General features: G+C 72.0%; 29 protein-coding genes. 12 read left to right on the plus strand and 17 right to left on the minus strand.

Features of this window, described 5'->3' with window-relative positions; genetic code table 11:
* Nucleotides 1-31 precede the first annotated feature (31 nt).
* The 3 genes from CUD01_RS16345 (at nucleotide 32) to CUD01_RS00455 (ending at nucleotide 1,282) form a co-directional block, all read left to right on the plus strand.
* Nucleotides 32-196, plus strand: a complete 165-nt coding sequence (locus tag CUD01_RS16345; RefSeq protein ID WP_094181201.1) for a DUF8730 family Cys-rich protein — start codon at nucleotides 32-34, stop codon at nucleotides 194-196.
* Between the two features lie 29 nt (nucleotides 197-225).
* A complete protein-coding gene (locus CUD01_RS00450) occupies nucleotides 226-600 on the plus strand; it encodes a rhodanese-like domain-containing protein (RefSeq protein WP_244937593.1) in 375 nt (124 codons plus the stop codon).
* 61 nt (nucleotides 601-661) lie between these two features.
* Nucleotides 662-1,282: a GNAT family N-acetyltransferase gene (locus CUD01_RS00455; protein ID WP_141317807.1), complete on the plus strand. Its 621-nt coding sequence runs from the start codon at nucleotides 662-664 to the stop codon at nucleotides 1,280-1,282.
* Nucleotides 1,283-1,438: 156 nt separating this feature from the next.
* Here CUD01_RS00455 and CUD01_RS00460 read toward each other — a convergent pair whose 3' ends face one another.
* Genes CUD01_RS00460 through CUD01_RS00470 form a run of 3 tightly spaced genes read right to left on the minus strand, consistent with a single transcriptional unit; the run spans nucleotide 1,439 to nucleotide 3,771 of the window.
* On the minus strand, nucleotides 1,439-2,332 hold the full coding sequence (locus CUD01_RS00460; protein ID WP_243861012.1) for a ricin-type beta-trefoil lectin domain protein: 894 nt from the start codon (nucleotides 2,330-2,332) through the stop codon (nucleotides 1,439-1,441).
* A gap of 57 nt (nucleotides 2,333-2,389) precedes the next feature.
* The gene (locus tag CUD01_RS00465; protein ID WP_141317809.1) at nucleotides 2,390-3,196 is read right to left on the minus strand and encodes an SRPBCC family protein; all 807 of its coding nucleotides are present in this window, start codon (nucleotides 3,194-3,196) and stop codon (nucleotides 2,390-2,392) included.
* Complete coding sequence (locus tag CUD01_RS00470) at nucleotides 3,193-3,771, minus strand: ArsR/SmtB family transcription factor (RefSeq protein WP_141317811.1); 579 nt, start codon at nucleotides 3,769-3,771, stop codon at nucleotides 3,193-3,195. Before CUD01_RS00470 ends, CUD01_RS00465 begins: the two co-directional genes overlap by 4 nt.
* A 135-nt stretch (nucleotides 3,772-3,906) precedes the next feature.
* Here CUD01_RS00470 and CUD01_RS00475 point away from each other — a divergent pair, with 135 nt between their 5' ends.
* Genes CUD01_RS00475 through CUD01_RS00485 form a run of 3 tightly spaced genes read left to right on the plus strand, consistent with a single transcriptional unit; the run spans nucleotide 3,907 to nucleotide 6,338 of the window.
* Nucleotides 3,907-5,100, plus strand: a complete 1,194-nt coding sequence (locus tag CUD01_RS00475; protein WP_141317813.1) for an NAD(P)/FAD-dependent oxidoreductase — start codon at nucleotides 3,907-3,909, stop codon at nucleotides 5,098-5,100.
* Between the two features lie 43 nt (nucleotides 5,101-5,143).
* Nucleotides 5,144-5,737: a sugar O-acetyltransferase gene (locus tag CUD01_RS00480; protein WP_141317815.1), complete on the plus strand. Its 594-nt coding sequence runs from the start codon at nucleotides 5,144-5,146 to the stop codon at nucleotides 5,735-5,737.
* 1 nt (nucleotide 5,738) lies between these two features.
* Complete coding sequence (locus CUD01_RS00485; RefSeq protein ID WP_141317817.1) at nucleotides 5,739-6,338, plus strand: TetR/AcrR family transcriptional regulator; 600 nt, start codon at nucleotides 5,739-5,741, stop codon at nucleotides 6,336-6,338.
* A gap of 13 nt (nucleotides 6,339-6,351) precedes the next feature.
* Here CUD01_RS00485 and CUD01_RS00490 read toward each other — a convergent pair whose 3' ends face one another.
* From CUD01_RS00490 to CUD01_RS00500, 3 genes are all read right to left on the minus strand, one after another.
* Nucleotides 6,352-6,951: a hypothetical protein gene (locus tag CUD01_RS00490; RefSeq protein ID WP_094181193.1), complete on the minus strand. Its 600-nt coding sequence runs from the start codon at nucleotides 6,949-6,951 to the stop codon at nucleotides 6,352-6,354.
* A gap of 91 nt (nucleotides 6,952-7,042) precedes the next feature.
* On the minus strand, nucleotides 7,043-7,246 hold the full coding sequence (locus tag CUD01_RS00495; RefSeq protein ID WP_243861013.1) for a hypothetical protein: 204 nt from the start codon (nucleotides 7,244-7,246) through the stop codon (nucleotides 7,043-7,045).
* Nucleotides 7,247-7,318: 72 nt separating this feature from the next.
* Nucleotides 7,319-8,497, minus strand: a complete 1,179-nt coding sequence (locus tag CUD01_RS00500) for an RICIN domain-containing protein (RefSeq protein WP_141317819.1) — start codon at nucleotides 8,495-8,497, stop codon at nucleotides 7,319-7,321.
* Between the two features lie 403 nt (nucleotides 8,498-8,900).
* On the opposite strand from CUD01_RS00500, the gene CUD01_RS00505 reads away from it, so the two are divergent.
* Nucleotides 8,901-10,553, plus strand: a complete 1,653-nt coding sequence (locus CUD01_RS00505; protein ID WP_244937594.1) for a cellulose binding domain-containing protein — start codon at nucleotides 8,901-8,903, stop codon at nucleotides 10,551-10,553.
* A 147-nt stretch (nucleotides 10,554-10,700) separates the two neighbouring features.
* On the opposite strand, the gene CUD01_RS00510 is transcribed toward CUD01_RS00505, so the two are convergent.
* Complete coding sequence (locus CUD01_RS00510) at nucleotides 10,701-11,582, minus strand: alpha/beta fold hydrolase (protein WP_141317823.1); 882 nt, start codon at nucleotides 11,580-11,582, stop codon at nucleotides 10,701-10,703.
* 58 nt (nucleotides 11,583-11,640) lie between these two features.
* Between CUD01_RS00510 and CUD01_RS00515 the strand changes: the two genes are divergently transcribed.
* Both CUD01_RS00515 and pdxH read left to right on the plus strand, forming a co-directional pair.
* On the plus strand, nucleotides 11,641-12,156 hold the full coding sequence (locus CUD01_RS00515) for a MarR family winged helix-turn-helix transcriptional regulator (protein WP_243861014.1): 516 nt from the start codon (nucleotides 11,641-11,643) through the stop codon (nucleotides 12,154-12,156).
* 14 nt (nucleotides 12,157-12,170) lie between these two features.
* Nucleotides 12,171-12,839: a pyridoxamine 5'-phosphate oxidase gene (gene pdxH, locus CUD01_RS00520; RefSeq protein ID WP_244937595.1), complete on the plus strand. Its 669-nt coding sequence runs from the start codon at nucleotides 12,171-12,173 to the stop codon at nucleotides 12,837-12,839.
* A gap of 42 nt (nucleotides 12,840-12,881) precedes the next feature.
* Here pdxH and CUD01_RS00525 read toward each other — a convergent pair whose 3' ends face one another.
* Nucleotides 12,882-13,244: a hypothetical protein gene (locus tag CUD01_RS00525; protein WP_141317827.1), complete on the minus strand. Its 363-nt coding sequence runs from the start codon at nucleotides 13,242-13,244 to the stop codon at nucleotides 12,882-12,884.
* Nucleotides 13,245-13,316: 72 nt separating this feature from the next.
* Nucleotides 13,317-13,964 (minus strand): HAD-IA family hydrolase, encoded by a 648-nt coding sequence (locus CUD01_RS00530; protein ID WP_141317829.1) that lies wholly within the window; start codon nucleotides 13,962-13,964, stop codon nucleotides 13,317-13,319.
* Nucleotides 13,965-14,058: 94 nt separating this feature from the next.
* Here CUD01_RS00530 and CUD01_RS16705 point away from each other — a divergent pair, with 94 nt between their 5' ends.
* A complete protein-coding gene (locus CUD01_RS16705; RefSeq protein ID WP_174773795.1) occupies nucleotides 14,059-14,628 on the plus strand; it encodes a DUF6959 family protein in 570 nt (189 codons plus the stop codon).
* A 439-nt stretch (nucleotides 14,629-15,067) separates the two neighbouring features.
* Here the strand turns inward: CUD01_RS16705 and CUD01_RS00540 are convergent, their stop codons facing one another.
* On the minus strand, nucleotides 15,068-15,301 hold the full coding sequence (locus CUD01_RS00540; RefSeq protein ID WP_094181185.1) for a hypothetical protein: 234 nt from the start codon (nucleotides 15,299-15,301) through the stop codon (nucleotides 15,068-15,070).
* Nucleotides 15,302-15,840: 539 nt separating this feature from the next.
* Here CUD01_RS00540 and CUD01_RS00545 point away from each other — a divergent pair.
* Nucleotides 15,841-16,290: a hypothetical protein gene (locus tag CUD01_RS00545; protein ID WP_141317831.1), complete on the plus strand. Its 450-nt coding sequence runs from the start codon at nucleotides 15,841-15,843 to the stop codon at nucleotides 16,288-16,290.
* 429 nt (nucleotides 16,291-16,719) lie between these two features.
* Here CUD01_RS00545 and CUD01_RS16785 read toward each other — a convergent pair whose 3' ends face one another.
* The 5 genes from CUD01_RS16785 to CUD01_RS00565 form a co-directional block, all read right to left on the minus strand.
* Nucleotides 16,720-17,328, minus strand: a complete 609-nt coding sequence (locus CUD01_RS16785) for an FAD-dependent monooxygenase (protein ID WP_243861015.1) — start codon at nucleotides 17,326-17,328, stop codon at nucleotides 16,720-16,722.
* Nucleotides 17,213-17,809: a Rossmann-fold NAD(P)-binding domain-containing protein gene (locus CUD01_RS16790; protein ID WP_208405295.1), complete on the minus strand. Its 597-nt coding sequence runs from the start codon at nucleotides 17,807-17,809 to the stop codon at nucleotides 17,213-17,215. The genes CUD01_RS16785 and CUD01_RS16790 overlap by 116 nt, the downstream gene beginning before the upstream one ends.
* Nucleotides 17,810-18,255: 446 nt before the next feature.
* Nucleotides 18,256-18,594 (minus strand): rhodanese-like domain-containing protein, encoded by a 339-nt coding sequence (locus CUD01_RS00555; RefSeq protein WP_141317833.1) that lies wholly within the window; start codon nucleotides 18,592-18,594, stop codon nucleotides 18,256-18,258.
* Nucleotides 18,591-18,899, minus strand: a complete 309-nt coding sequence (gene merT, locus CUD01_RS00560) for a mercuric ion transporter MerT (protein ID WP_094181179.1) — start codon at nucleotides 18,897-18,899, stop codon at nucleotides 18,591-18,593. Before merT ends, CUD01_RS00555 begins: the two co-directional genes overlap by 4 nt.
* Nucleotides 18,900-18,980: 81 nt before the next feature.
* The gene (locus CUD01_RS00565; protein ID WP_094181178.1) at nucleotides 18,981-19,748 is read right to left on the minus strand and encodes a MerR family transcriptional regulator; all 768 of its coding nucleotides are present in this window, start codon (nucleotides 19,746-19,748) and stop codon (nucleotides 18,981-18,983) included.
* A gap of 149 nt (nucleotides 19,749-19,897) precedes the next feature.
* Here CUD01_RS00565 and CUD01_RS00570 point away from each other — a divergent pair, with 149 nt between their 5' ends.
* Complete coding sequence (locus tag CUD01_RS00570; RefSeq protein ID WP_141317916.1) at nucleotides 19,898-20,893, plus strand: bile acid:sodium symporter; 996 nt, start codon at nucleotides 19,898-19,900, stop codon at nucleotides 20,891-20,893.
* Here CUD01_RS00570 and CUD01_RS00575 read toward each other — a convergent pair.
* Together CUD01_RS00575 and CUD01_RS00580 are read right to left on the minus strand one after the other, a co-directional pair.
* Complete coding sequence (locus CUD01_RS00575) at nucleotides 20,850-21,659, minus strand: type IV toxin-antitoxin system AbiEi family antitoxin domain-containing protein (RefSeq protein WP_141317835.1); 810 nt, start codon at nucleotides 21,657-21,659, stop codon at nucleotides 20,850-20,852. The two genes, CUD01_RS00570 and CUD01_RS00575, sit on opposite strands and share 44 nt — an antisense overlap.
* Nucleotides 21,660-21,871: 212 nt before the next feature.
* Nucleotides 21,872-22,519, minus strand: coding sequence for a hypothetical protein (locus CUD01_RS00580; RefSeq protein ID WP_141317837.1), 648 nt, complete (start codon nucleotides 22,517-22,519; stop codon nucleotides 21,872-21,874).
* Nucleotides 22,520-22,533: the final 14 nt, after the last annotated feature.

Consider the following 22,533-nt stretch of genomic DNA (forward strand, 5'->3'; position numbering starts at 1 on the left):
CCGCACCCCCCACCACCTCGAGGAGAGCCCCATGTGCTACCCCGCCACCTGCAAGACCTGCGGCAAGACGACCTGGAAGGGCTGCGGCCAGCACGTCGCCGACGTCAAGCGCTCCGTCCCCGCGTCCCAGTGGTGCCCCGGGCACCCCGACGCCCCCTCGTCGGGCGGCTTCCTCGCACGCCTCTTCGGCCGCTGACGCCCCCTGCTGACGAAGGAGAGCGACGAGTGACGAGGAACCGACGGACCGCGCTGGTGCCCGGAGCGGTCGTCCTGGCCGGCGCCCTGGCGCTCGCGGGCTGCACGACGACGCCGGCGGACGTCGAGATCGACGCGGACACGATCGTGATCGACGTGCGCACCGCCGCCGAGTACGACGCCGGCCACCTGGAGGACGCCGTCAACTACGACGTCCAGAGCCCCGGCTTCGCCGCCCAGGTTGCCACGCTCGACCCCGAGGGCAGCTACGTCGTGTACTGCCGCTCGGGGAACCGCGCGGGCGTCGCCGTCGATCACCTGGAGGACCTCGGCTTCGACGACGTCCACAACGCCGGTGGTCTCGACGACGCCGCGCGCGCCACCGGGCTCGACGTCGTCTCCTGAGCCCCACCCCGACGGCCGCCCCGCACTGGTCGTACCGGGCGATTCCTGGCAGGTTCGTCCTGTGCCTCTCCTCGCCGCGCCCGTCGTCCCCGCCGGCCGCTGGGGGTCCCGCGGCCAGCCCACCCTGACCGCCGACGGCCTCGTGCTGCGTCCGTGGCACCCGGACGACGCCGCCGCGGTGTGCGCCGCGTACACCGACGACGCGATCCGCGTGTGGCACGCCCGCACGATGTCCGACGAGGACGAGGCGCGCTCGTGGATCGAGGGGAAGAACGCCGCGTGGCGCGAGGAACGCGCCGTGGAGTGGGCGGTCACCGCGCCGCGTGGGGAGCCGAGCGGGCCCGAGCACGCCGTCGACTCGTCGTCGGACGTCCTCGTCGGGCGCGTCGCGCTCACGCACCTCGACCTGCACGAGGGCTTCGCCGCCCTGGCGTACTGGGTGGTCCCGGCTGCTCGCGGCCGTCGGGTCGCCGTGCGCGCCGGCACCGGGGCGCTGCGCTGGGCGTTCGACGACCTTGGCCTGCACCGGGTCGAGGTCGAACACTCGACGCGCAACGCCGCGTCCTGCCGGGTCGCGGACCTGCTGGGCTGCCGCGCGGAGGGTGTGCGCCGCGGCCACGCCCTGCACGCGGACGGCCACCACGACATGCACCTGCACGCCCGCCTGCGCACCGACACCTGACGAGCGCGCCCGGTCCTCGAGCCCGCCGACGGCGCCGAGACCTGCGCCGGCGAAGGGGTGGGCCCCCGCGCCCACCCCTTCGCCGGTGCGGCTCGCCGGTCCGCGTGACGGACGGACCGGTGAGCCTCGGCAGGCCCCCGCTGAGCCTGCCCGCCCCTACCGGCGCGACCAGACCTGGTTGGCCGAGCCCGTGCACGTCCAGAGCAGCACCGCGGTGTTGTTGGCCATGAGGTTGTGGTCGACGTCGAGGCACAGCCCGGACCGGACCCCGCGGATCGTGCCGTTGCCCTCGAGCGTCCACTGCTGGTTGGTGCCGCCGTTGCAGTCCCACAGCTGCACACGCGTGCCGGCGGTGGCGCTCGGGGGCGCGTCGAGGCACTTGCCGAGCGAGCGCAGCGTGCCGTCCGTGCCCGCGGTCCACGTCTGGTTGGCCGCGGAGTGGCAGTCCCAGATCACCAGGCCCGTGCCGTTCGTCGTCGCGCTGTTCGGCACGTCGAGGCAGCGTCCCGACGAGGCGCTGACCAGGGCCGTGCCGGTCGGCGGCAGCGGAGGTGGCGGGGTCGAGCCGTCGCTGGTGCTGACGCGGAACAGCGCGACGCCGTGCTGGGCGACCTGGGCGGAGATCTGCCCCGTCGTCGTGCCGGTCGCACCCGTCCAGATCTCCCGGTACTGGTAGGTGCCGCTGCCGAGCCCGACCTGGTTGAGGGTGGTCGAGATCTGCCGGCTGCCGTTGCCTCGGTTGAGCAGCGCCACGGCCACCGAGCCGTCCGCGAGCGGCTTCGCCCAGACCTCGGCGTCACCGTCGTCGCGCACGCGGGCGGCCTGGCGGACCAGCGGGTCCTGGTCGATCGCGAGCACGTCGCGGTTGGAGAGGATCGCGCGCACGTCGGAGCTCATGTTCCGCAGGTCGTTGCCCGCGATGAGCGGCGCGCTGAGCATCGCCCACATGCTCATGTGGGCGCGGTTCTCGGTGGGGCTGAGGGCGTTCCGCACCCCGACCATCAGCATGTCCGGGTCGTTGTACTGGCCCGGCTTGGTCCACTCGCGCATGGGCTCGACGATGTCGAGGGCCTCGGTGATGCCAGCACCGCCACGGTCGAGCTGTGGCTACCGGTCGAGCCGGGCTGAGCCGACGGGCAGCGCGTCGAGCCACGCCTGCCAGGCGGACTCGGCGCGACGCACGTGCTCGGGCGCGTCGTCGGAGAACCACGAGGCCCGCACGATCGCGAGCGCGTCCCCGTCCTCGCCTGGCCACACCCCGACGCTCAGCAGGCCGGGGACGGGCGTGTCGAGCAGCACGACCGCATGCCGCTCGGCGACGTGCTCGACGGTGCCCGAGGCGCCGTTCGGCGCCACGGCGGCGCCCGCACCGGTCAGGCCCAGCTCGTCGCGCACCACGGTCCACAGCGCGGCCTCGTCGGCCCGGAACGACGCGCTGACGTCCATGCGCGTGGCGGCCTGCCCCGCGAAGTGCCGCAGGTAGGCGCGCAGGGTGTCGAACGACGGGAGCCAACCCGGTCCCAGCGTGTCCCACCACTCCTGCTCCCAGTCGGCCCCGACCCCGAACCCGCTGGTGGTGACCCGCACGACGCACGTGCCGCCCGAGCGTGCCTCGACGACGAACTCCGAGGTCAGCGGGCTCAGCTCGGCCGGGTCCTTGCCCATGAGGGCCGCCCAGTCCTCCTCGTACTCGAGGCGCCGCGGCGGGTCCCAGCCGGTGACCCGGCCGTCCGAGCCCATGTCGGGACCCATCGCGAAGTGCAGCGACCCGCCCTCGCGCTCGTCGAGGGCGGTGGGCAGGAACCAGGCGCTCATGCCGGTGGCGGTGGCGATCGCGTCCCACACCTGGTCCGGCGTGCCGGGCACCTCGACGCTGAACTCCAGGCGGTACGGGACGTCGGGGGTCGGGCTCATGTCTCCTCCTCGGGGACGGGGTGGGCGGCGACGACGAGGCGGTGCGGCCGTCCGTCGTCGTGGTGGTAGCGCGCGGCCAGGTCGAGCACGGCTGCGGTGAGGTCCTCGGCGAACGCCGCACGGTCGGCGGCCGAGCGGAAGCCGATCGTGGTGTCGACCGTCATCGTCGGGAGCCGGCCGCCCGACGAGCCGGCCCGCCGCGCGAGCGACCCGACCTCGCGGACCAGGCGGCCGGCGAGCGCGAGCAGGTAGGCGGCCGAGAGGTGGTCGGCGGTGGCGGCCGGGTCGGCCGCGGACGGGCTGACGGCCGCCGGTGAGACGACGTACGCCTGCGCGGAGGCCTGCAGCACGCGTTCGGTGATGCCGCCGTGGCGGCGCTCGTCCGCGAGCTCCACGAGGCCGTGGGCCTCGAGCGAGCGGAGGTGGTAGTTGACCTTCTGGCGGGCCATGCCCACCCGGGCTGCCAGCCCCGCGGCCGACGCCGGGACCCGGAGCTCACCCAGCAGCCGGGCACGCACGGGGTCCAGCGCGGTCGCCGCCGCGCTCGCGTCCTCGATGACCTCGACGTCCTGCATGACTCCACCGTGCGCCTTGACAAACATTCCTGTCAATACCTCGACGGCGGGCGGTCGGACGTCTCCCCGCGCGTCCGGCGGGCGGGTCGCCTAGCGTGGCCGGTCCGGGCGTCGATCGGTGAGGGGGCACGGCTCATGGGCGGTCCGACGCATCACGACGTGCTGGTCATCGGCGGCGGCAACGCCGGCATCTCGCTCGCGGCGAAGCTGCGGCGCGACGGGTGCCGTGACGTCGCGGTGGTCGACCCCCGCGACACGCACCACTACCGCCCCCTGCTGTCCTACGTCGCGTCGGGCATGGCGACGCTCGACGACCTGCGGCGACCCGAGCGCGACGTCGTCCCGGACGGCGTGCGGTGGTACCGCGACGAGGTCACGGGCGTCGACCCGCAGGCGTCGCACGTGCGGCTCGCGAGCGGTCAGGTGCTCCACGGCACCGACGTCGTGGTGTGCCCGGGGTCGCAGGTCGACTGGGACGCGGTGCCGGGCGCCGAGGCGGCCATGGCGACGCCGGCCGCGGCGACCAGCTACCTGCCCGAGCTCGCCGCCAAGACCTGGACGATGCTCTCGTCGCTCACGAGCGGGACCGCGGTCTTCGCGGTCTGCGACCGCCACGTGCCGTGCGGCCCCGTGGCGCTCAAGCCCCTGCTCACGCTCGCCGACCACTGGCGCCGCACGGGCGTGCTCGACGCGATCGACATCCGGCTGGTCCACGAGGGTGACGCGCTCGTCGGGCAGGAGCGGGCGGACCGCGAGCTGCGCGCGGCCGCGCGGCGGTTCGGCGTCGACGTGCGGATGCGGACCAGGGTCGAGAGCGTCGACCCACAGCGCCGCGTGGTCCGCGTCTCGGGACCGGACGGGCCCGACGAGGTGCACTACGACGCGTTCTACCTCGCGCCGCCGCACCGCGCGCCCGCGTGGATCGCCGGGTCCGGTCTCGCCACGGCGGCGAGCGACGGCTTCGTCGCGGTGGACCCGTACACGCTGCAGCACGTCGAGCACCCCACGGTCTGGGGCCTCGGCGACGCCGCCGACGTGCGGACCCCGCCGTCGGGCGGTGCGCTGCGCAAGCAGGTGCCCGTCGTCGCGCACAACATCGCCGCACGCCGCACGGGCGCACCGATGCGGCGGTACGAGGGCTACACCGTCGCCCCGGTGACCACCGACCGGCGGCGGCTGCTGCTCGGTGAGTTCGACCGCGACGGCACGCCCGACCCGACGTTCCGGTTCCCTGACCTGGTGCGCCCGCGGCGGTCGCTGCTCGCCTTCGACCGGTACCTCGAACCGGCGGTCTACTGGCACCGCCTGCTCAAGGGCAAGGTGTCCTGACTGCTCGTCGGGACACCGGGTCGCGATGCGTACGATCGAACACATGAACCCCGACTACTTCGCCGACGACCCCCGAACCAACCGCGAGCGCATGCTCGCCGGCGACCTGTACATCGCCGACGACCCCGAGAGCGAGCGCATCGCACGCGAGGCGCTCCGGCTGACGTACGAGTACCACCGCGCCGAGGCGGCCGGCGAGCCGGATGCGCGCCGGCACCTCGTCGCGCTGCTCGGCGACCTGGGCGAGGGCGCCTACGTCAAGCCGCCGCTGTCCGTCGACTACGGCGAGAACATCCGCATCGGCGCGCGCACGTTCGTCAACTCGAACCTCACGGCCCTCGACGTCGCCGCCATCACGATCGGCGCCGACTGCCAGATCGGCCCGAACGTGCAGCTGCTCACGCCCACCCACCCCGTCGAACCCCAGCCGCGCCGTGACAAGCTCGAGGCCGCACGGCCGATCACGCTCGGCGACAACGTCTGGCTCGGCGGCGGCGTGATCGTCTGCCCCGGCGTGACCATCGGGGACAACACGGTCGTCGGGGCGGGTGCCGTCGTCACCAAGGACCTGCCCGCGGACGTCGTCGCGGTCGGCAACCCCGCACGCGTCGTGCGCGGGATCGGGGACGACGCCTGACGTGGGACCACAGGGAGTCCCACCCCGGCGCCGCCGGTTCGATCCCGAGCGCCGTGACCGCATCATCGACGCGTGCCTCCAGGTGATCGGCGAGGTCGGCGTCGCGGGAGCCTCGACCCGCCGCGTCGCCGCGGCCGCGGACGTCCCCCTGGGCTCGATCACGTACCACTTCACCGACGTCGACGAGCTGCTGCACGAGGCCTTCGCACGCTTCTCGCGGCAGGTCAGCGACCGGTTCGAGCAGCGCATGGCCCACGCGGCGAGCGTCGACGACGCCCGTCGCGCGGTCGTGGACCTCATCGGCCACGACGTGCTCGTCGACCCCCGCGAGCTCGTGCTGACCCACGAGCTGTACACGCTCGCGGCACGCGACGCGCGGTACCGCGAGCTGACCCATGCGTGGATGGCACGCAGCCGCCACGCCCTCGAGCGTCACTTCGACCCGACGACCGCCCGCGTGCTGGACGCCCTCATCGAGGGACTGACGATCCACCGCGCACTCGACACCGAGCCGCACGACGAGGACGAGGTCCGACGAGCGGTCGACGCGGTCACCCGGCGCCCGCCCGCCGGGGGGAGGCGGGCTCCAGGGACCTCCTGACGACGCCGGCCGGTCAGGGCTGCATGTCCCCGAGCTGGCCGACGCCCGTGACGGCCAGGACGAACAGGACCGCGCCGACGACGACGGCGACGACGTGCGGCAGCACCACGTGCGGCATGTGCCAGGACCGTCGGACCAGCCGCCGCACGGTCGCGGGGTCGAGCCGCCACGGAGGGTCGCCGCGCCAGTCGGGCTCGTCGCCCTTGTACGACCACGAGACGTCGATCCGCGGTGAGGAGAAGCCCTTGAGCCCGGTCGGCAGGTCGACGCGGTTCAGGTGGAAGGACGCGACCTCGAGGTCGCGCATGCGCGAGTAGTAGCGCACCTGGTGGACCTTGGTCAGCGCGTCGATGGTCCAGAACCCCAGTGCACTCACGGCCGCGAGGCCGAACAGCGCGTAGTGGTCGTGCTGGAACCCGAGGACGAGAGCGGCGAGGGAGAGCGTGACGGACCAGCCCTTGATCGTGAGCAGACGACCGTCGAAGTCGGACACCACCTTGACCAGCAGCTCGTACTCGCTGCGCATGCCGGCGGCGAGCGCTGCCGCGTCACGGCGGGGCGGTGGGTTCTCGTCGGAGGCCTGGTAGCCGGAGAGGTCTGGAGTGCCGGACATGTCACCGATTCTTCAGCCGCCGGCTCGTCGGCGGAAGTGCGGCGCCCCGGTCGGCGCCCGCCCGGGGTGGTACCGGGCGGGCGCCTGGGCGTCACAGGTCGGCGGGGCGCAGCACGAACGAGATGCCGTGGGCGATCTGCGCGTTGCCGGCGTTGATGTCGAGCTTGCTCCGCACGAGCAGCGGGTTGACGTCGTTGCGGTCGGCGTCCCGCAGCACGACGATCGGGATCCGCAGGGCGTCCTCGTCGGCGCGCTTGTCCTCCTTCCGCCCGGAAGGTGCGCTCGGATGCACCAACCGGGAGGAAGTTCGGGTTCCGCACCTACCGGGCGCCGTGGCCCACGCCGTCGCGCCGCCCGCTCGTCGGGCTCAGCCCACCTTGACGAGCTGCCACTGCTGGTTGGCGCCGTTCCAGTCGGTGTACTGGACGATGTTCCCGCCGTCGGCCGTGGACGCGCCCTGCACCTCGACGGCCTTGCCGCTGTTGCGGGCGATCAGCTGGACGTACCCGTCGATCGTCTGGAGGCTGAACTGCTGGTTGGCGGCGTTGTTGTCGCTCCACTGGATGATCGCCGCACCGTCGGCGGTGGACCTGGCGGACACGTCCAGCACCTTGCCCGAGAGCCGCGACTTCACCTTGTAGAACCCGTTGCCGGCGTTGACGAACTGCCACTGCTGCTGGTTGCCGTTGTTGCGCGACCACTGGGTGATGCGCGCGCCGTCGGCGGTGGACAGGTTGTACACGTCGAGCGCCTTGCCGCTGTTGCGGTTGACGAGCACGTACCACGCGGAGGAGTCCACGGGGCCGGTGCTGCCGCCGGGGTCCGTGCCACCGCCGCTGGGGTTCCCGATGCTTCCCGGTACGGCGCGCAGCGCCGTGAACCAGGCGGCGGCCATCTTGTCGTAGCCCGTGGCGTTGGGGTGCACGCCGTCGCCGAGGTCGGCGATGGTCAGGGCCCGGTACATGTCGACGAGGTGGACCTTCTTCCCGGCGGCCGCCCTGCTCGACACGATGCCGGGGATGGCGGAGTTGTACGCGCGGACCTGCGAGTCCGCGAACGAGATCGGGATGAGGGTCGCGACGAAGACGTCGGTCTGCGGGGAGGTGCTGGTGATCTTGTCGATGACCCCCGCGAGCCGGTTCGGGGCGTTGGCCAGGTCGCGGTTCTGGGTGATGTCGTTGGTGCCGATGTGCAGGAGCACGGTGCGGGGCTGGTAGGTGCGCACCCAGTTCACGACGTTGGCGTCGATCTGGTCGATCCGCCAGCCGCCGTGCCCCTCGTGGTCGTGGTCCCACAGGCTGCCCGGCCCGTTGAAGGCGGACCCGACGAAGTCCGTGGTGTAGCCGTTCTGCGCGAGGCGCTGCCACAGCCCGACGCGGTAGCCGCCGCCTCCCGGGTAGCCCTCCGTGATGGAGTCGCCCAGGGGCATCACCCGGGTGCCCCCGTTGCTCTCGGCGGTGGCGGGCGCGGACGTCGCCGCGGCACCGCCCGCCAGTGCGATGCAGAGGGTGACGGCGAGCAGCAGCCGTCGGCCGATTCCGTGCATGTCTGCCTCCTGAGGGTGGCCGTGCGCCGTCCGTCCGGGCCCCCGGGCCGCGTCGTCGCGGTGGGGAGCACGTCGTGCGAGCCCTGGCCGGCGCCGTGCGGGTCCGCCTGTCGATGTGAGCGCTCACAGAGCGGGATCCGCCCACTTTTGCACGGACTTCGCGAGGCCCGCGATCGGCCCAAACGGTTAGGGGAGGGGGCGGTGGACAAGGCCGATCCGGCCCGAGATAGTCGCGCCATCCGGGCACCCCCGGTCCCCGTCCGCCCACTGCCGACGAGGGCCGTCGGCGCGCATCGAACGACCAACAGTGATTGGACGAATCATGCGAGGAACTCAATGGCGGCGCCGAACGTGGCCGGCGGCTCTGGCGCTGGCCACGCTGCTCACCGGGGGGACGGTCGCCGTGGCGCCCGCGGCATCCGCCGCGACCGGCTGCCGCGTCGACTACGTCGTCCCGTCCCAGTGGAACGGCGGGTTCACGGCGAACGTCAAGGTCACCAACCTCGGTGACGCCGTGAGCAGCTGGCTGCTCACCTGGACCTTCCCCGCGGGGCAGACCGTGACCCAGGCGTGGAACACCAGCCTCACGCAGAGCGGCGCCACGGTGTCCGCGAGGAACGCCTCGTACAACGGCTCCCTGGGCACCGGCGCCTCGGCGGAGATCGGCTTCAACGGCACCTCCGGCGCCGCCAACCCGTCGCCCACCACGTTCGCGCTCAACGGGACCACGTGCACGGGGTCGACCACCGGCACCCCGACGTCGACCCCCACCCCGACCCCGACGCCCACCCCGTCGCCCTCCGTGAGCCAGACGCCGCGCCCCGGCTCACCCGCCGACCTCACGGTGAACACCGGCACCAAGTACCAGACGATCGACGGCTTCGGCGCCGCCGTGTCGATCTGGGGAGGTGCCTGGTCCACGGCCGACACCCAGACGCTCGTCGGGATGGGTGACAACCAGCTCGGACTGTCCATCGTGCGCACGGGCATCTCGCCCGTGTCGAGCGAGTGGGGAGCGCAGGTCAGCGCCCTGAAGACGGCGAAGACGTACGGGTCGAACGTCAAGATCCTCGCCTCGCCGTGGACCGCGCCCGCGGCGTGGAAGACGAACAACAGCCGCACCGGCGGCGGGTCGCTCAAGACCGACTACTACGACGACTACGCCAACCACCTCAACAGCTACGTGCAGTACATGCGCAACCAGGGCGTGGCCATCGACGTGACGTCCGTGCAGAACGAGCCCGACTGGCACCCCGACTACGACTCCATGGCCTGGACCGGGGACCAGCTGCGCACCTTCGTGCGCGACCAGGGCGCCAAGGTCCAGAACACCAAGCTGATGGTGGCCGAGTCGCTCGGCTTCAACCGCTCCTACAGCGACCCGACGCTCAACGACGCGACTGCCCGCAACAACATCGGGTACGTCGGCGGCCACATCTACGGCCAGGAGAACGGGCCCAACCTCTCCCCGTACCCGCTGGCCGCGCAGTACGGCAAGAACCAGTGGATGACCGAGTGGAACTACCACCAGGCCGACGGCAACGGCTCGAACATCTGGGGCGACCCGTCGAACGCCGCCGCCTGGAACGAGACCCTCGACAAGGTCATGTACACCGTGGACCGCTCGATGCAGGCCAACTGGAGCGCGTACGTCTGGTGGTACGGGCGGCGCTACTACTCGTTCATCGGCGACGGCGAGTCGGCGTACGGCACCACCGGCGGCGCGGTCCTCAAGCGCGGCTGGGCGTTCTCGCAGTACTCCAAGTACGTCCGCCCCGGCTACCAGCGCGTCGGTCTGACGAAGAGCTCGAAGGCCTCCCCGCTCGAGGTCACGGCCTACCAGGGCGACGGCAAGGTCACGCTCGTCATCCTGAACCGCTCGACGAGCGCGGTGAACGGCGCCGTCATCCAGGCACCGCAGGACGTCCGGTCCGCGCTCCAGACGATGACGTCGCAGTACTCGAGCCGCGCGCCCCGGACGACGAGCGTCAACGGCAGCCAGGTGACGGTCGACGTCCCGGCCCGGAGCATCTCGACCGTCGTCATCACGCTCTGAGCTCCTGAGCGTCCGCGGACGCGACCGTCCGACGACGGTGCCCCACACCGAGCTGGCGTGGGGCACCGTCGTCGTTGTTGTCGTCGTCGTGGGTGCCAGTCCGACGAGCGGCTGCGGCGAGGCGGGCGGCCGCGCCGGCCCCCCGAATCAGGCCGCGTCGACCGAGCTGGTGAAGTCGAGGATCGCCGCCGCGAGTGCCTCGGGAGCCTCCAGCGCAGCGTAGTGACCGACGCCGTCGAGCTGGACGGCGGTGACCTCACCTGCCGTGACCTGGCCGAGCGTCGCGGCGGTGAACGGCCCGCCGCCGGCGCCGACGGCGAGCTGGGGCACGGTCAGCGGCCGCGACGCCGCCAAGGCCCGGAGCTCGTCGCCCTCGGTCAGCATCGAGCGGTAGAGGCCGACGGCCCCGCGCCAGCCGCCGGGGCGGGCGTACGTGCGGGCGAACTCGTCGACGTCGGCGTCGGTGACGGCCCCGGCGACGGCAGTCATGCTCGGGAAGGCCCACTGGCCGAGCAGCTCGCGCTCGCGGCCGGCGAGCAGCAGCTCCGGGATGCCGGCCGCCGTCAGGGCGCCGATGTGCCAGGAGCCGCCGCGCGTGACGTCGGCCAGCCCTTCCAGGCCGAACCCGGCCAGGCCCATCTCGATCCCCGTGAGGCTCAGGACGTCCTGCGGGTGCGCGGCCACGAGCCGGAACACGGTTCCGCCGCTGATGTCCTGCGCGGTCACGTGCACGGGTCCCCAGCCGAGGTGCTCGATCAGGCCGTGCAGGTCCTCCGCGGCGGTCGCGCTGTCGTGGCCGTCCTCGGCGGTGCTGGAGTCGCCGAAGCCGCGCAGGTCCACGGCGATGACCTGGTGGGTCCGGGCGAGGAGCGGGATGACCTTGTGGAACGTCCACCAGGTCTCGGGGAACCCGTGCACGAGCAGGAGGGGCGACCCGGTGGTGCCTGCGGTCACGTAGTGGATCTGGGCACCGTTGATCGGTGCGGTGTGGTGGGTGACGGCGGGGATGGTCGCCTTGGTGGTGCTCATCGTCGACTCCTGAGATAGACAACTAGGTTGTCCATCACAGTAGACAACCTAGTTGTCCATGTCCATCGGAGTGTCTAGGCTCGTCGTCATGTCCCGGTCCGGCGCCGACCTCGCCCTGCTGCTGCTCGGCGGCTTCCGCACGCTCGTCGACGGCGCGATGGTCGAGCTCGCCGCCCGCGGCTACGACGACTTCCGCCCGACCCACGAGTTCGCGATGCGCGCGATCATCGCCGGCGCCGACAGCGCGTCCGACGTCGCACGTCGTCTGTCCGTCTCCAAGCAGGCGGCCGCGAAGACCGTCGCGGTCCTCGTCGCGCGCGGCTACGTGTCGAGCGAACCGGACCCGTCCGACGCGCGACGCAACCGCCTCCAGGTCACCGCGCGCGGGTGCGACGTCCTGCGCGAGGGGGAGGCGGTCTTCGAGGACATGCGTGCCCGGTGGGAGGAGAAGCTGGGTGCCGCGGAGCTCGCGCACCTCGAGGCGAGCCTGGCGGCGCTCGTCGGGGACTCCGCGGTGGACCCGGGCGCGCCCGGCTGGGTCGGCCAGGACACGGTCGCGATCGAGCACGGGTGAGCGAGGATGGCGGCGTGCGCAGCGAGTACGAGGGTGAGGGGCTGAGCGAGGACGGTGTGGCGCCGACACCGCTGCGGCAGGTCCGGGCGTGGGTGGCCGACGCGCAGGCGCGGCAGGCCGAGCGTGGGGACGTCGTCGAGCCCACCGCGCTGTCGGTCGCGACGGTCGACTCCGACGGGCACGCGAACGTCCGCACGGTGCTCATGCGTTTCCTCGACGAGCGCGGCCCCGGGTTCGTCACCGACCTGGGGTCGGCCAAGAGCCGGGAGATCGTCGCCACCGGGTCGATCGCCGCATCGCTCACGTGGCCGGCCATGTACCGCGCGGTCCGGTTCCGCGGGCGGGCGGTCCCCGTGGGCCGCGACGAGATCGCCGCCTACTTCGCGACGCGACCCTGGGGGTCGCGGATCAGCGCCTGGGCGTCGGACCAGTCGCAGCCGGTCGCGGACCGGGCGACGCTGGTCGCCGCCTACGAGCGGTACGCCGCGCTCTACCCGGACACCGGGTCGCCCGACGACGTCCCGGTCCCCGACGGGTGGGGCGGCTGGCGCATCGCGTGCGACGAGGTCGAGCTGTGGGCGGGCCGACGCGACCGGCTGCACGACCGGCTTGTCTTCACCCGCGTGACCGACGGGGACCTCGACACCGCCGACGCGTGGACGCTCCACCGCCGCCAGCCCTGACCGCAGCAAGCCCGCGAAGGGCGGGCCCGCCGCGATCGTCGCCTATCCCTCCGCTACCGACCACGACGCTGCGCGGGCTCCGAGCGGCCCGCCGTCCGGGACGGCCGTGCAGGTCAACGTCAGCTTCGGGTCCGCGCCGCGCGTCGCGGCGACGACCGCCCACCAGCCCTGACCGTCGACGTCGACACTGATGTCGAGGCCGTCGCCGTCGTCGGCCGGAAGCTCGAGCTGGCTCTGCTCCTGCGCGGCCGTGAGGCACGCGCTGATCGCGCCGGCGACCGGACTCGACGGCTCGACCTCGTCGTCCGCGCACCCGGTGAGCGCGACGAGGGGGATGCCGAACGACACGGCGGCGACGATGCCCCGTCGAAGCCCTCGACGGGCACGGTCCTGGTAGCGATGCACGGACCGACGCTAGCGCGGCCGGACCGCCGGCCACGCGGGTTCCGCGTCTCGACGACGCCCGGGCCGGTCGACTCAGCGTGCCGTGCTCATGACCAGGCCCTCGGCAGTCACCTCGACGATGCAGGCCGCGAGGTCGGGTACCACCACGTGCGCTGCGCTCAGGTCGTGGGCCGGGTGGGAGGTCGCCACGCCGAGTACGTGCGCCCCCGCTGCGCGTCCCGCCTCCAGGCCGGCTGGTGCGTCTTCCACGACGAGGCACCGGCGAGGGTCGAAGCCGAGCTGCCGGGCCGCGTTCAGATAGCCCTGCGGATCGGGCTTGCCCAGCACGACATCCTCGGCCGCTACCAAGATGTCGGGCACCGGTAGCCCGGCGGCGGCCAGCCGCGCGCGCATCAGCAGCTGCGACCCCGATGTCACCGCGGCCCATCGCTCGGATGGGAGGCGCGACAAGAGGTCCCGCGTGGCGGGGAGCGCGGTCACGTCACCGAGTTCTGCCATCTCCAGCCGCTCGAGCTCAGCGACCGCAGCAGCACGCTGGTCGCTCGGCAGATATTCGGCCACGGTGTCCTCCGAGCGGCGCCCGTGACAGACCCGGAGGACCTCCAAGGCGTCGATCCCGCGGGCAGCGGACCACTTCCGCCACGCGCGCTCGACAGCAGCGGTCGAGTCCACCAATGTCCCGTCGATGTCGAACAGGATCGCGTCGACCTCCAAGCGCATGCGCAGCAACCTACAAGGGCAGGGCCGAAGGGCCGCCGTGCCAGGATCCTGCTACCGGCGCTGCCGGGAGGAGCGACCAGGAGGAGCGTCGGGAGTGGCCCTGCGATTGATCGGGTACTGGCGCAACGACCAGCATCCCGAGTACCCCGATCCGTACGACATGGTCGACCCGACCTGGGACGAGGACGAGCGTTACGTCGTCGTCGGCTATCTCAATGCGGGCACGTACCTCCGGCACTTCATGGGCCTGTCGCCGTGCAGGTTCTGCGGCCAGCACAACGGAGCCAGCGAATACACCGACGGCGTCCTCGTGTGGCCTGAGGGGCTGTCCCACTACATCGAAGACCATGACGTCCGACTCCCACGAGCGATCGAGGACTACGTGCTCGGCCGTGTGGCAAGGCTCGAGGGCGCTTCGGTGTCGGTGGACTGGTGGCAAACCGGCGCGCATGAACAGCCCGAGCCTTTGGCGCCCTTGGAGCGCCTCGTATGGAACGGCAACGCTCAGTTGGTCATCCAACCGGGCCGCAGGTTCCCCGGGCTCTTCGTCCAGGGGGACACGCTCTCGAACCACATCGATGGCCCACGCTCCGCGGAACTGCTGGCGTGGTACGAGCAGATGATGGCCGCGGCCGGACTCGAACGGCTTCCGTACTCGCGCTGAGTGATGCACGCGCCGCCATCGGGCGCGCTCGCGCATGGATCTGCAGTTCGAGGTGAACGACGACGGCGGGCCTGGCCAGTCGCGAGAGTCCTGGTCGACGGTGCCCGGTCCTTCGATGGAGTCGAACGAAACGTCTGGAGTCGGCCTCAAGTGCTGGGACTGTTCCGTCCGTCCGAGGGCGCTGCGGCTCGACCCCGGGCCGGCTTCGCCGTGGGGGCGGAGGCACCTGGCGCAGAACGCTTCACGCCATAAGGACGCCAGCGCTGTCCGCTCCGCAGTTCCCCGAAGACCGCGATGCAGTCGCCGGCATTCCTGTCTCTCGGCTCGAAGGTGCGCCCGTCGGTGAGGAACTGGATCTCGTCGCTCACCCGGGGATCGAAGGGCATGGGCCGAGCATCGGGTCTCGCTGCGTCTGAGGTAGCGGGCAGGCGTCGATCAGTTACCAGCCCATGTCTCGGGCGACCTCGACCCGGGCTGCATCGATCTGTTCCTGAGTCACACAGGGCACATCGGTCTCGTGCTCCAGTCGGGTGAGCAGATCCATCAGCGCCTGCTTCTCGGCTGGGTGAGTGATCGGCACCGTGTTCAGATCGACGGTCATCAGCCAGTCGAAGAGGACGATGGCGTCGGACCTCCAGAGTTCGATCGCGACCTTCGGAAGGGCTTCACTCATCGGCCCATGGTCGCAGCCTCCGCTCGACACCCACTACATCGCTCGATCACTGCTCGAGACCGGCGGCTTCAGGCCACGCCTGCGCTCTGGACCGCGCAGATCCGCGGCAGGCGACGCGGCCTAGCGTCCGCGAGTCCGGAGATCGAGCGCCTTCCCCAGAGCACGGGCAATGACAGCCACCGAGATCTCACCGTCGTCATCGCCAGGCAAGTCGTCCAGCTCCGACGCCAGCCCCTGCACGAACGCCTCCGCGGTGAATGCCTCACACCTCAGGAGTGTCGTAGGCCGAGTCCCGCAGGTCCCACAGAGCATCCACGAGCTGGAACTTCGTCTGCGCGGCATTCAGCCGCTGCAGCCCGATCGAGAGTCCGTCCACGCGCCGGTCGTAGGAGCCGGGCACCAGGTCTGCGACGCACTCTGCTACACCGACAACCGCGAAGAGCCCTCAAACTCGAGGGGCGTGGGCCGGGGGTGTAGGAACTTGTCCCGCCCACCTGTCGGACTCCTCGGGCTGGTCGCCCCGGGGTACCGTCGTCGACGTGCTCAGTGGCTCGGGAGAGATTCGACCGATCTGTCGTCGCTGCCGCAAGGAAGTCGTGGCCAACGCAGGCCCGTTCGGCGTTTTCGAGCAGATGCACTACACGTGCTTCCACTACGAGTTCGAGCACCCCGGCGATCCCGACATCGAGTGCACAGCAGGTGGCTGCCCAGCGGCGGGCATCTCGTTCGACTCCGTCCATGGGCGGCTCGGCCCCGTCGAGATCGCAGCCGCGAGCGACACGGCCGTCCCGGCGATCCTCGCCCTGAAAGGGCTGCACCTCGATGTGAGCCAGGACTCGGGTCGCTGGGTGGCCCGACTTGGACAGGCGCGGTTCGTGGCAGACGACCCGGTCGCCCTCCTCGGGCTCGTCAAGCTGGCCGAGACCCGGAGACCGTGGCGCGCAACGGACAGCGAGATCGACGACGTGCTGGCGGAATTCGACCTGTAGTACGTCAAGAGCGTCCATCGCCAGAGCCGGGCGACCGACTCCCATTGGCAGTCTGGTTGTCACCTACACGGCTCGAGCTGATCTCGGCTCCTCCCCTCGAGCGTCCGGCATGGCCACGTCGGTGAGCTTCGAGACGCGCAATGGCCGACGCTGTGAGATCTGGCCGACTCGGATGAGATCCCACGGCGGCGGCAGATGTAGGAACTCATCGAAGCTGTCCGGAGCGTGACGCTCTGGACTGTGGTGGGACAACTGAGTGAGACGCGCCTTGTCTCACCTGGCTGTCCGAGTCCTCGGTGGACGATCGCGGAGGCGGTGCCGTCGGTTTCTGGAACCGCGTTCCGGCTCGGGCGTCATGTTTGCCGCGGGCGGGGCCGACTCGCCCGGCTGGTCCAGGTCCTCGAACTCTGCGACGCGGGTGAGCCGGACTCAGTAGGTCGGTGATGCCGGCTGGGGCGGGGTCCAGCCCATCGCGGCGTGAGAGCCACGCAGGACTGCGCTGGTCGGGGTGAGGCGCATGAGACTGTTCCGGACGCTCTGCTGCCAACCTCCCCCCGGGTGCGACCCGAAGCGGCCGGACGCGACTGATGAGCGAGCCAGAGCGCGGCATCGCGGCCGACGGGCGGCGTCGAAGCCGTCGAGGGCGGGAGCGAGGCGTCCGCCCGCCGCGACCGGTGCGCCCACGAGCAGACCAACACAGGGGCCGTCCTCCAGTGCGGTGGCTGCGCCTTGCCCCATCGTCGGAAGAGTGCCGTGGGCAGCGTCCCCGATCATCACGACCCGACCGGTGGTGTAGCGCCGCAGCCCACCCGGCAGCTGGTGGACGTCGTGCCGCATCACCACGTCAGGCGCCGTGGCAGCGAGCACCTCGTGCACCGGCGCGGCCCACCCGGCGAACCGTTCGCGGGCCGCGCCGAGCTCGTCATCCAGAACGGTGCGCTCCGGCATGGCCGCGTACCCGTACCAGTACCAGTACGTCTGGTCGTCGGCGACGCGCAGGATGCCGAACTCGGCATGGGGCCCCCAGTACTGGCGCATCGTCCCCGAAGGTGCCAGGCGTGATCGCGCGCCAGCTCGAGTATCCGCTGTAGAGGGGGCGGCTGGCCGGGAACAGTGCCGCGCGCACGGCGCTGTTCATGCCGTCGGCACCGACGACGAGGTCGGCCTCGCGGTCGGCGACGACGGCCGGAGCGCCGTCCGGCTCCCCGGGTTCGACCGAGGTGACGGCCGCACCTGTGACGATGTCCACGCCGCAGTCGACGGCCTGTCGGTGCAGCGTGGCGTGCAGCCGTCGGCGGTGCACCCCGATCAGCGCGACCGCCTCCCGCACGACGGGTGTGTCCGGCAGGGGGAGGATCGGGCGGCCGTGGAGGTCCCAGGTGCCACCGGCCCACGTCTGGTGGCCGAGCGCGGCGACGCTGTCGTCGTCGAAACCGAGCCCACGGAACGCCGCGACCGCGTTGCGCGACATGGCGAAGCCCGCCCCGACCTCGGCGAGCTCGGGCGAGCGTTTCAGCACCGTGACCTTCCACCCGGTCCGGGCGAGGGAGATCGCCCAGGCCCGCGATGCCCGCTCCGACGACGATCGCCGTCTGTTCCATGTCGAGCTCCTCTGGGCGGCTGTGGCCATTCCGTCAATACTCCTGCGCTCGTTGTACGACGAGTGGCCACCTGCGCCATGCCGCGGACCAACCCTGCCCGCCGCGCGGTCCTCGCCGACGCGGCCATCAGACTGCTCGCCCGCGAGGCGCCCGCCGTCACCAGGTCGCGTGAGCGGTACTGACCATCGGGCTGTAGGAACTCACCCGATCTGCCCGGTGCTCGACACCGTGACCTGCTCGGTGACACGAACGCGAGACGGCCGGATTCTCATGTTCCTGTCCGAACCCTCGTAGATCTCCGGAGCGCGGCGGACAGGCCCCAGGATCGCTGCAGCGTGACGGACCGAGTCCCCTGCGGGTCCGGTCAGCTGGCCGCGGCGGTGCGCTCGAGTGGAAGGCCGGCGGCCAGCCAGTCGGCCTTGCCGCCGGTGTAGACCCGGACGTCGCTGTAGCCCAGGCGCTGGAGCGCGGCGGCGGTGACCTTCGAGCGCCCGCAGCCGGGCCCGGAGCAGTAGACGACGACGGTCCGTCGCGGGTCCGGGGCGATGCGCGATGCCTCGGCGGGTGTGAGCTCACCGGGCACGTTCATCGCGCTGGGCAGGTGCTCGCGGGCGTAGTGAGCTGCGGGCAGCGCCTCGACGAGGACCGCGGCGTCGTCCTCGAGGAGCTGGACGAGCTCGTCGCGCGTGACGGTGCCGGTCATCCGCAGTCACCACCGCAGCCGCAGCCGGTGCCGCAGGCGCTGGCGGCCGCGGAGCGCCGCCGACGCAGCCACAGCCCGACGCCGATCACGGCGCCGACGAGGAGCACGACCCCGAGCGCGACGGCCTCGCCGCCGGCGAGGAAGGCGCCGAGGCTCGCGACGAGCCCGCCGGCGGCGATCAGTGGCAGCGAGCAGGCGATCGCACAGGCCAGGACCACGCCGATCCCGGCCAGCGCGCCCTTCTTCGTCATCATCGAGCTCTTCGGGGTGGCGGTGTCGTGGTCGTGCAGGGGCGGGGTGCTCATGGCTCTCCTTCTCGGGCTCGGGCAAGGCGCATCGCGGCCAGAACCCAGGACGGGTGGCCGGTCGTTGTGGATCCAGGGCGACTAGGGGACGGTGCCGAACATGGCGGCGGCGACGTCTGCGGCGTCGGGCGGCGTCTGAACCTCGAGGCGGACCCGGCCAGTGGTCATCTGGACGGTGAAGGTGAAGAAGGTGCAGCAGTCCTGTTCCGCCGCGGCCAGCCGGGCGATTTCCGCGACGAGAGCCGGCGATGACAGGAACGTCAGCGCGATGCCACCAACGACGGCCTCCCGCGACGTGGCCCGGGCGACGAGCGCTTGCCAGTCCGAGATCCGCTCCGGGACCGACGCGGCGTCCAACGAGCAGGCGATCATCGGCTCGTCCGGCGCGGCGGCCGGCCCCCGCGTGAGCGGCACGAGCGTGCGCCGGTCGGCCAGGGGCGCCGGTGCGGCGGTCGCGCACGGGCACCCGTCACCGCACGGGCCGGCCGCGGGAGCGTCGGCCAGGCGAGCAGAGACCGTCTGCAGCCGCGCCGCCAGCGCCACGAGCTCCCCGATCCGCGCCTGAGTCTGCGCCAGGCGCTGGGCGACCATCTCCACGACCTGGTGGGCGACCGTCGAGCAGTCCTCGACGTCGTAGGCCTTCACCAGCTCCGCGACGTCGGTCAGCGGGATGCCCAGGTTCTTCGTCGCCGTGATGAAGCGCAGCCGCGCCAGGTCGGCATCGTCGTAGGTCCGGTACCCGTTCGCGCCGCGCGCCGGCCGCTCGACCAGACCGATGTCCTCGTAGTAGCGCAGCGTCGTCGCCGGCACCCCGACCAGCTCGGCTGCTGCAGCGATGCGGTAGGTCATGCGGTGACCGTAAACCTTCGACCTGGATCGAAGGTCAAGTGCCGCATCGGCCGCTGTCCGCCGGCGCCGCGACCGGACTCGGGCATGCTGTGAGCGCGCCCCGCTCTCGTGGGTGCATGAACACCTGGGACCGTCGGAGGACGCTGGCGATGGGCCGTGCCGTGCAGTGGTGGGACGAGAAGCAGATCCCGCTGTACGTGGCGGCGATCGCTGCCGGCGCCGTCCTCGGCCTGGCCGCCCCCGGCCTCGCGCTCACGCTCGAGCGCTCGATCAACCCGGTCCTGGCGCTGCTGCTGTTCGCCACGTTCCTCGGCGTGCCGCTGATCGAGGTCGGACGCGCCTTCCGCAACGTCCGCTTCCTCGCCACGGTCCTCGTGGCGAACTTCGTCGTCGTGCCGGCCATCGTCTACGGGCTGTCCCGGTTCGTCGCCGACGACCGTGGCCTGCTGCTCGGTGTGCTGCTCGTGCTGCTCACCCCGTGCATCGACTACGTCATCGTCTTCACCGGCCTCGCCGGCGGAGCGCGGGCCCGCCTGCTCGCGGCCGCGCCCCTGCTCATGGTCGCCCAGATCCTGCTGCTGCCCGGCTACCTGTACCTGTTCGCCGGCGGGGACGTCCTGGCCGTCGTCGACATCGCCCCGTTCGTCGAGGCGTTCCTCGTGCTCATCGTCCTGCCCCTGGCAGCGGCCGCTGCCGTCCAGGCGCTCGCTCGCCGGCACCGGGCCGGGCAGGTGACCGAGACCGTCATGGCGGGAGCGATGGTGCCGCTGATGATGGCCACCCTCGCCGTCGTGATCGCATCCCAGATCGCCGCCGTCGGCGACCGGGTCACCGAGCTCGTGCGCGTCGTGCCGCTCTACGTGGCGTTCGTCGTGCTGGCCGTCGCCGTCGGTCTGCTCGCCGGCTGGCTGACCCGGCTCGACGTCCCCGCCACTCGCGCGGTCATGTTCGCCACCGCGACCCGCAACTCCCTGGTCGTCCTCCCGCTCGCCCTCGCACTGCCCGCCTCCCTCGCGATCGCGCCACTCGCCGTCGTCACTCAGACCCTCGTCGAGCTCGTCGCGATGGTCGTCCTGGTCCGCCTCGTCCCACGACTGACACCTACCCGGCACCCGACGCCGACGGTGCTGACCGGCGAGCCCTGACTGCTCCCCCGGTCACTCGCGCCGCACCACGCGAGGAACGCCACACCGATGACAGGTCGGCGCGAGCGTGGCAGCCCGGGTGCGAACGCACAGTCGCGCGGACCAGGCGGTCCCCGAGCTCACGTGGGTCAAGCCCGCCGGCCTGCAGCAGCCGGGTCGTCAGGGCGGCGGCGTCGCGGGACTCGTGGCGTCGTGCGACCGTTTCGAGCGCGCGCACGAGCGCGCGGCCGTCGGTCGATCCCTTGCGCACGGCGTCGGCCGCGACCTGCCCGACGTGCTCTGGGTCGTGGCCCGCGGTCAGCAGGTCGGCGACCGTACGCGCCGCTGTCGTGACGGGCAGGCCCGCGACCACGGTGACGTCGTCCGGTGCCAGAGTGGTGCGGTGGACTCGCACGCCGGGGCGGGTGGACTGGTAGCGAGTCGGCAGGGTGAGCTCGTGCTCGTCGGCTAGCAGGTCGCCGAGGCCGTGCAGCTGCGCGGCGGAGGCGTGCGAGACGACGCCGGCGGCGATCGGGTCCGCCACGCGTTCGGCGACAGCACGTCGCGGCTGCAGCGCGACCCACGCGGTCCGCAGCCCGAGCAGGTCGTCGCCCAGGACCGCGGGGGTCGCGTACACGCCGTGTGCGACACGGTCGAGGATGCCGGCGTCGACGAGGCGGGCCAGCTGCATGCGCGACACCCCGACCTCCTGCGCTTGTGCAGTGGTCACCAGCCCCCACTGGGCCGCGGCGAACGCGGTGAGGGTGGCCAGTTCGGACGTGCGCATGCTGTAGATGTAACGCCCAAGCAGTGACAATCCCAGCGCCTGAACGGGGGCCGGCCGGTGCGCGCGCGGGGTGGACCGCGTTGGCAGGTGTCGCGGGGACGGGTTGAACTCCGTGGGTGAGGGTGTTCCCGCATCCAGTGCGGACGCGACCCACGGAGCTGCGTGGTGCCGAGCTGCCCGGGCCTGCCGAGGCGATCAATGCGGGCACGCGCCTACGGCCGTGGCGGCGGCCAAGACGCCTTCTCGAGCGCCGCGGCGCGGGACAAGGCAAGGGCCAGGCGGCGCCCCGGGTACTCCTCGAGGCGGCGGTATCGCCACCGGTAGTAGCAGTCCCAGTAGCTGGCCGCCCGGGCCCGCAGCAGGCGCAGCATCTCGGGGTTCTGCGCCAGTACCCGCCCGTAGGTGCGTTGCTGCGGCGAACCCTCGACGTCCACCTCGGTGAGGAACGCCGCGACGTCCTCGACGATCTCCACGACGTACTCGTCTACGAGCTTGACGACGTACGGGACGACCCATGGCTGTAGCGCGCAGCGCCCGTCCAGCAGCGTGCGCACGGCTTTCTGCCGCACGTGGCCGTCGTGGTGACGCGTGTAGGCGCACGCCGCGACAACGGGCGAGAGCGTCATGACGAACGATGTGTCCGCGGGCAGGATGCCGTGGTAGATGCGGTACGGGAAAGCGATCGACTCCCCGTCAAGCTGGACGGGCACGATGTGGGGGCTGGCGGTGTAGGCGCTGCCGATCCTGGGGTCGACCTGAGGCGCGAGGGCCCGCGCGACCTCGGCGGCTACTGGGCGAAGCGCCGCCGGGAAGGCCGCGCGGACCCAGGATGCGTCCTGGAACCGCGGCTCGTTCGTCATGGTCGGAGGATCGC

The organism is Cellulomonas uda (assembly GCF_006538705.1).
Classification (GTDB): Bacteria; Actinomycetota; Actinomycetes; order Actinomycetales; family Cellulomonadaceae; genus Cellulomonas; species Cellulomonas uda.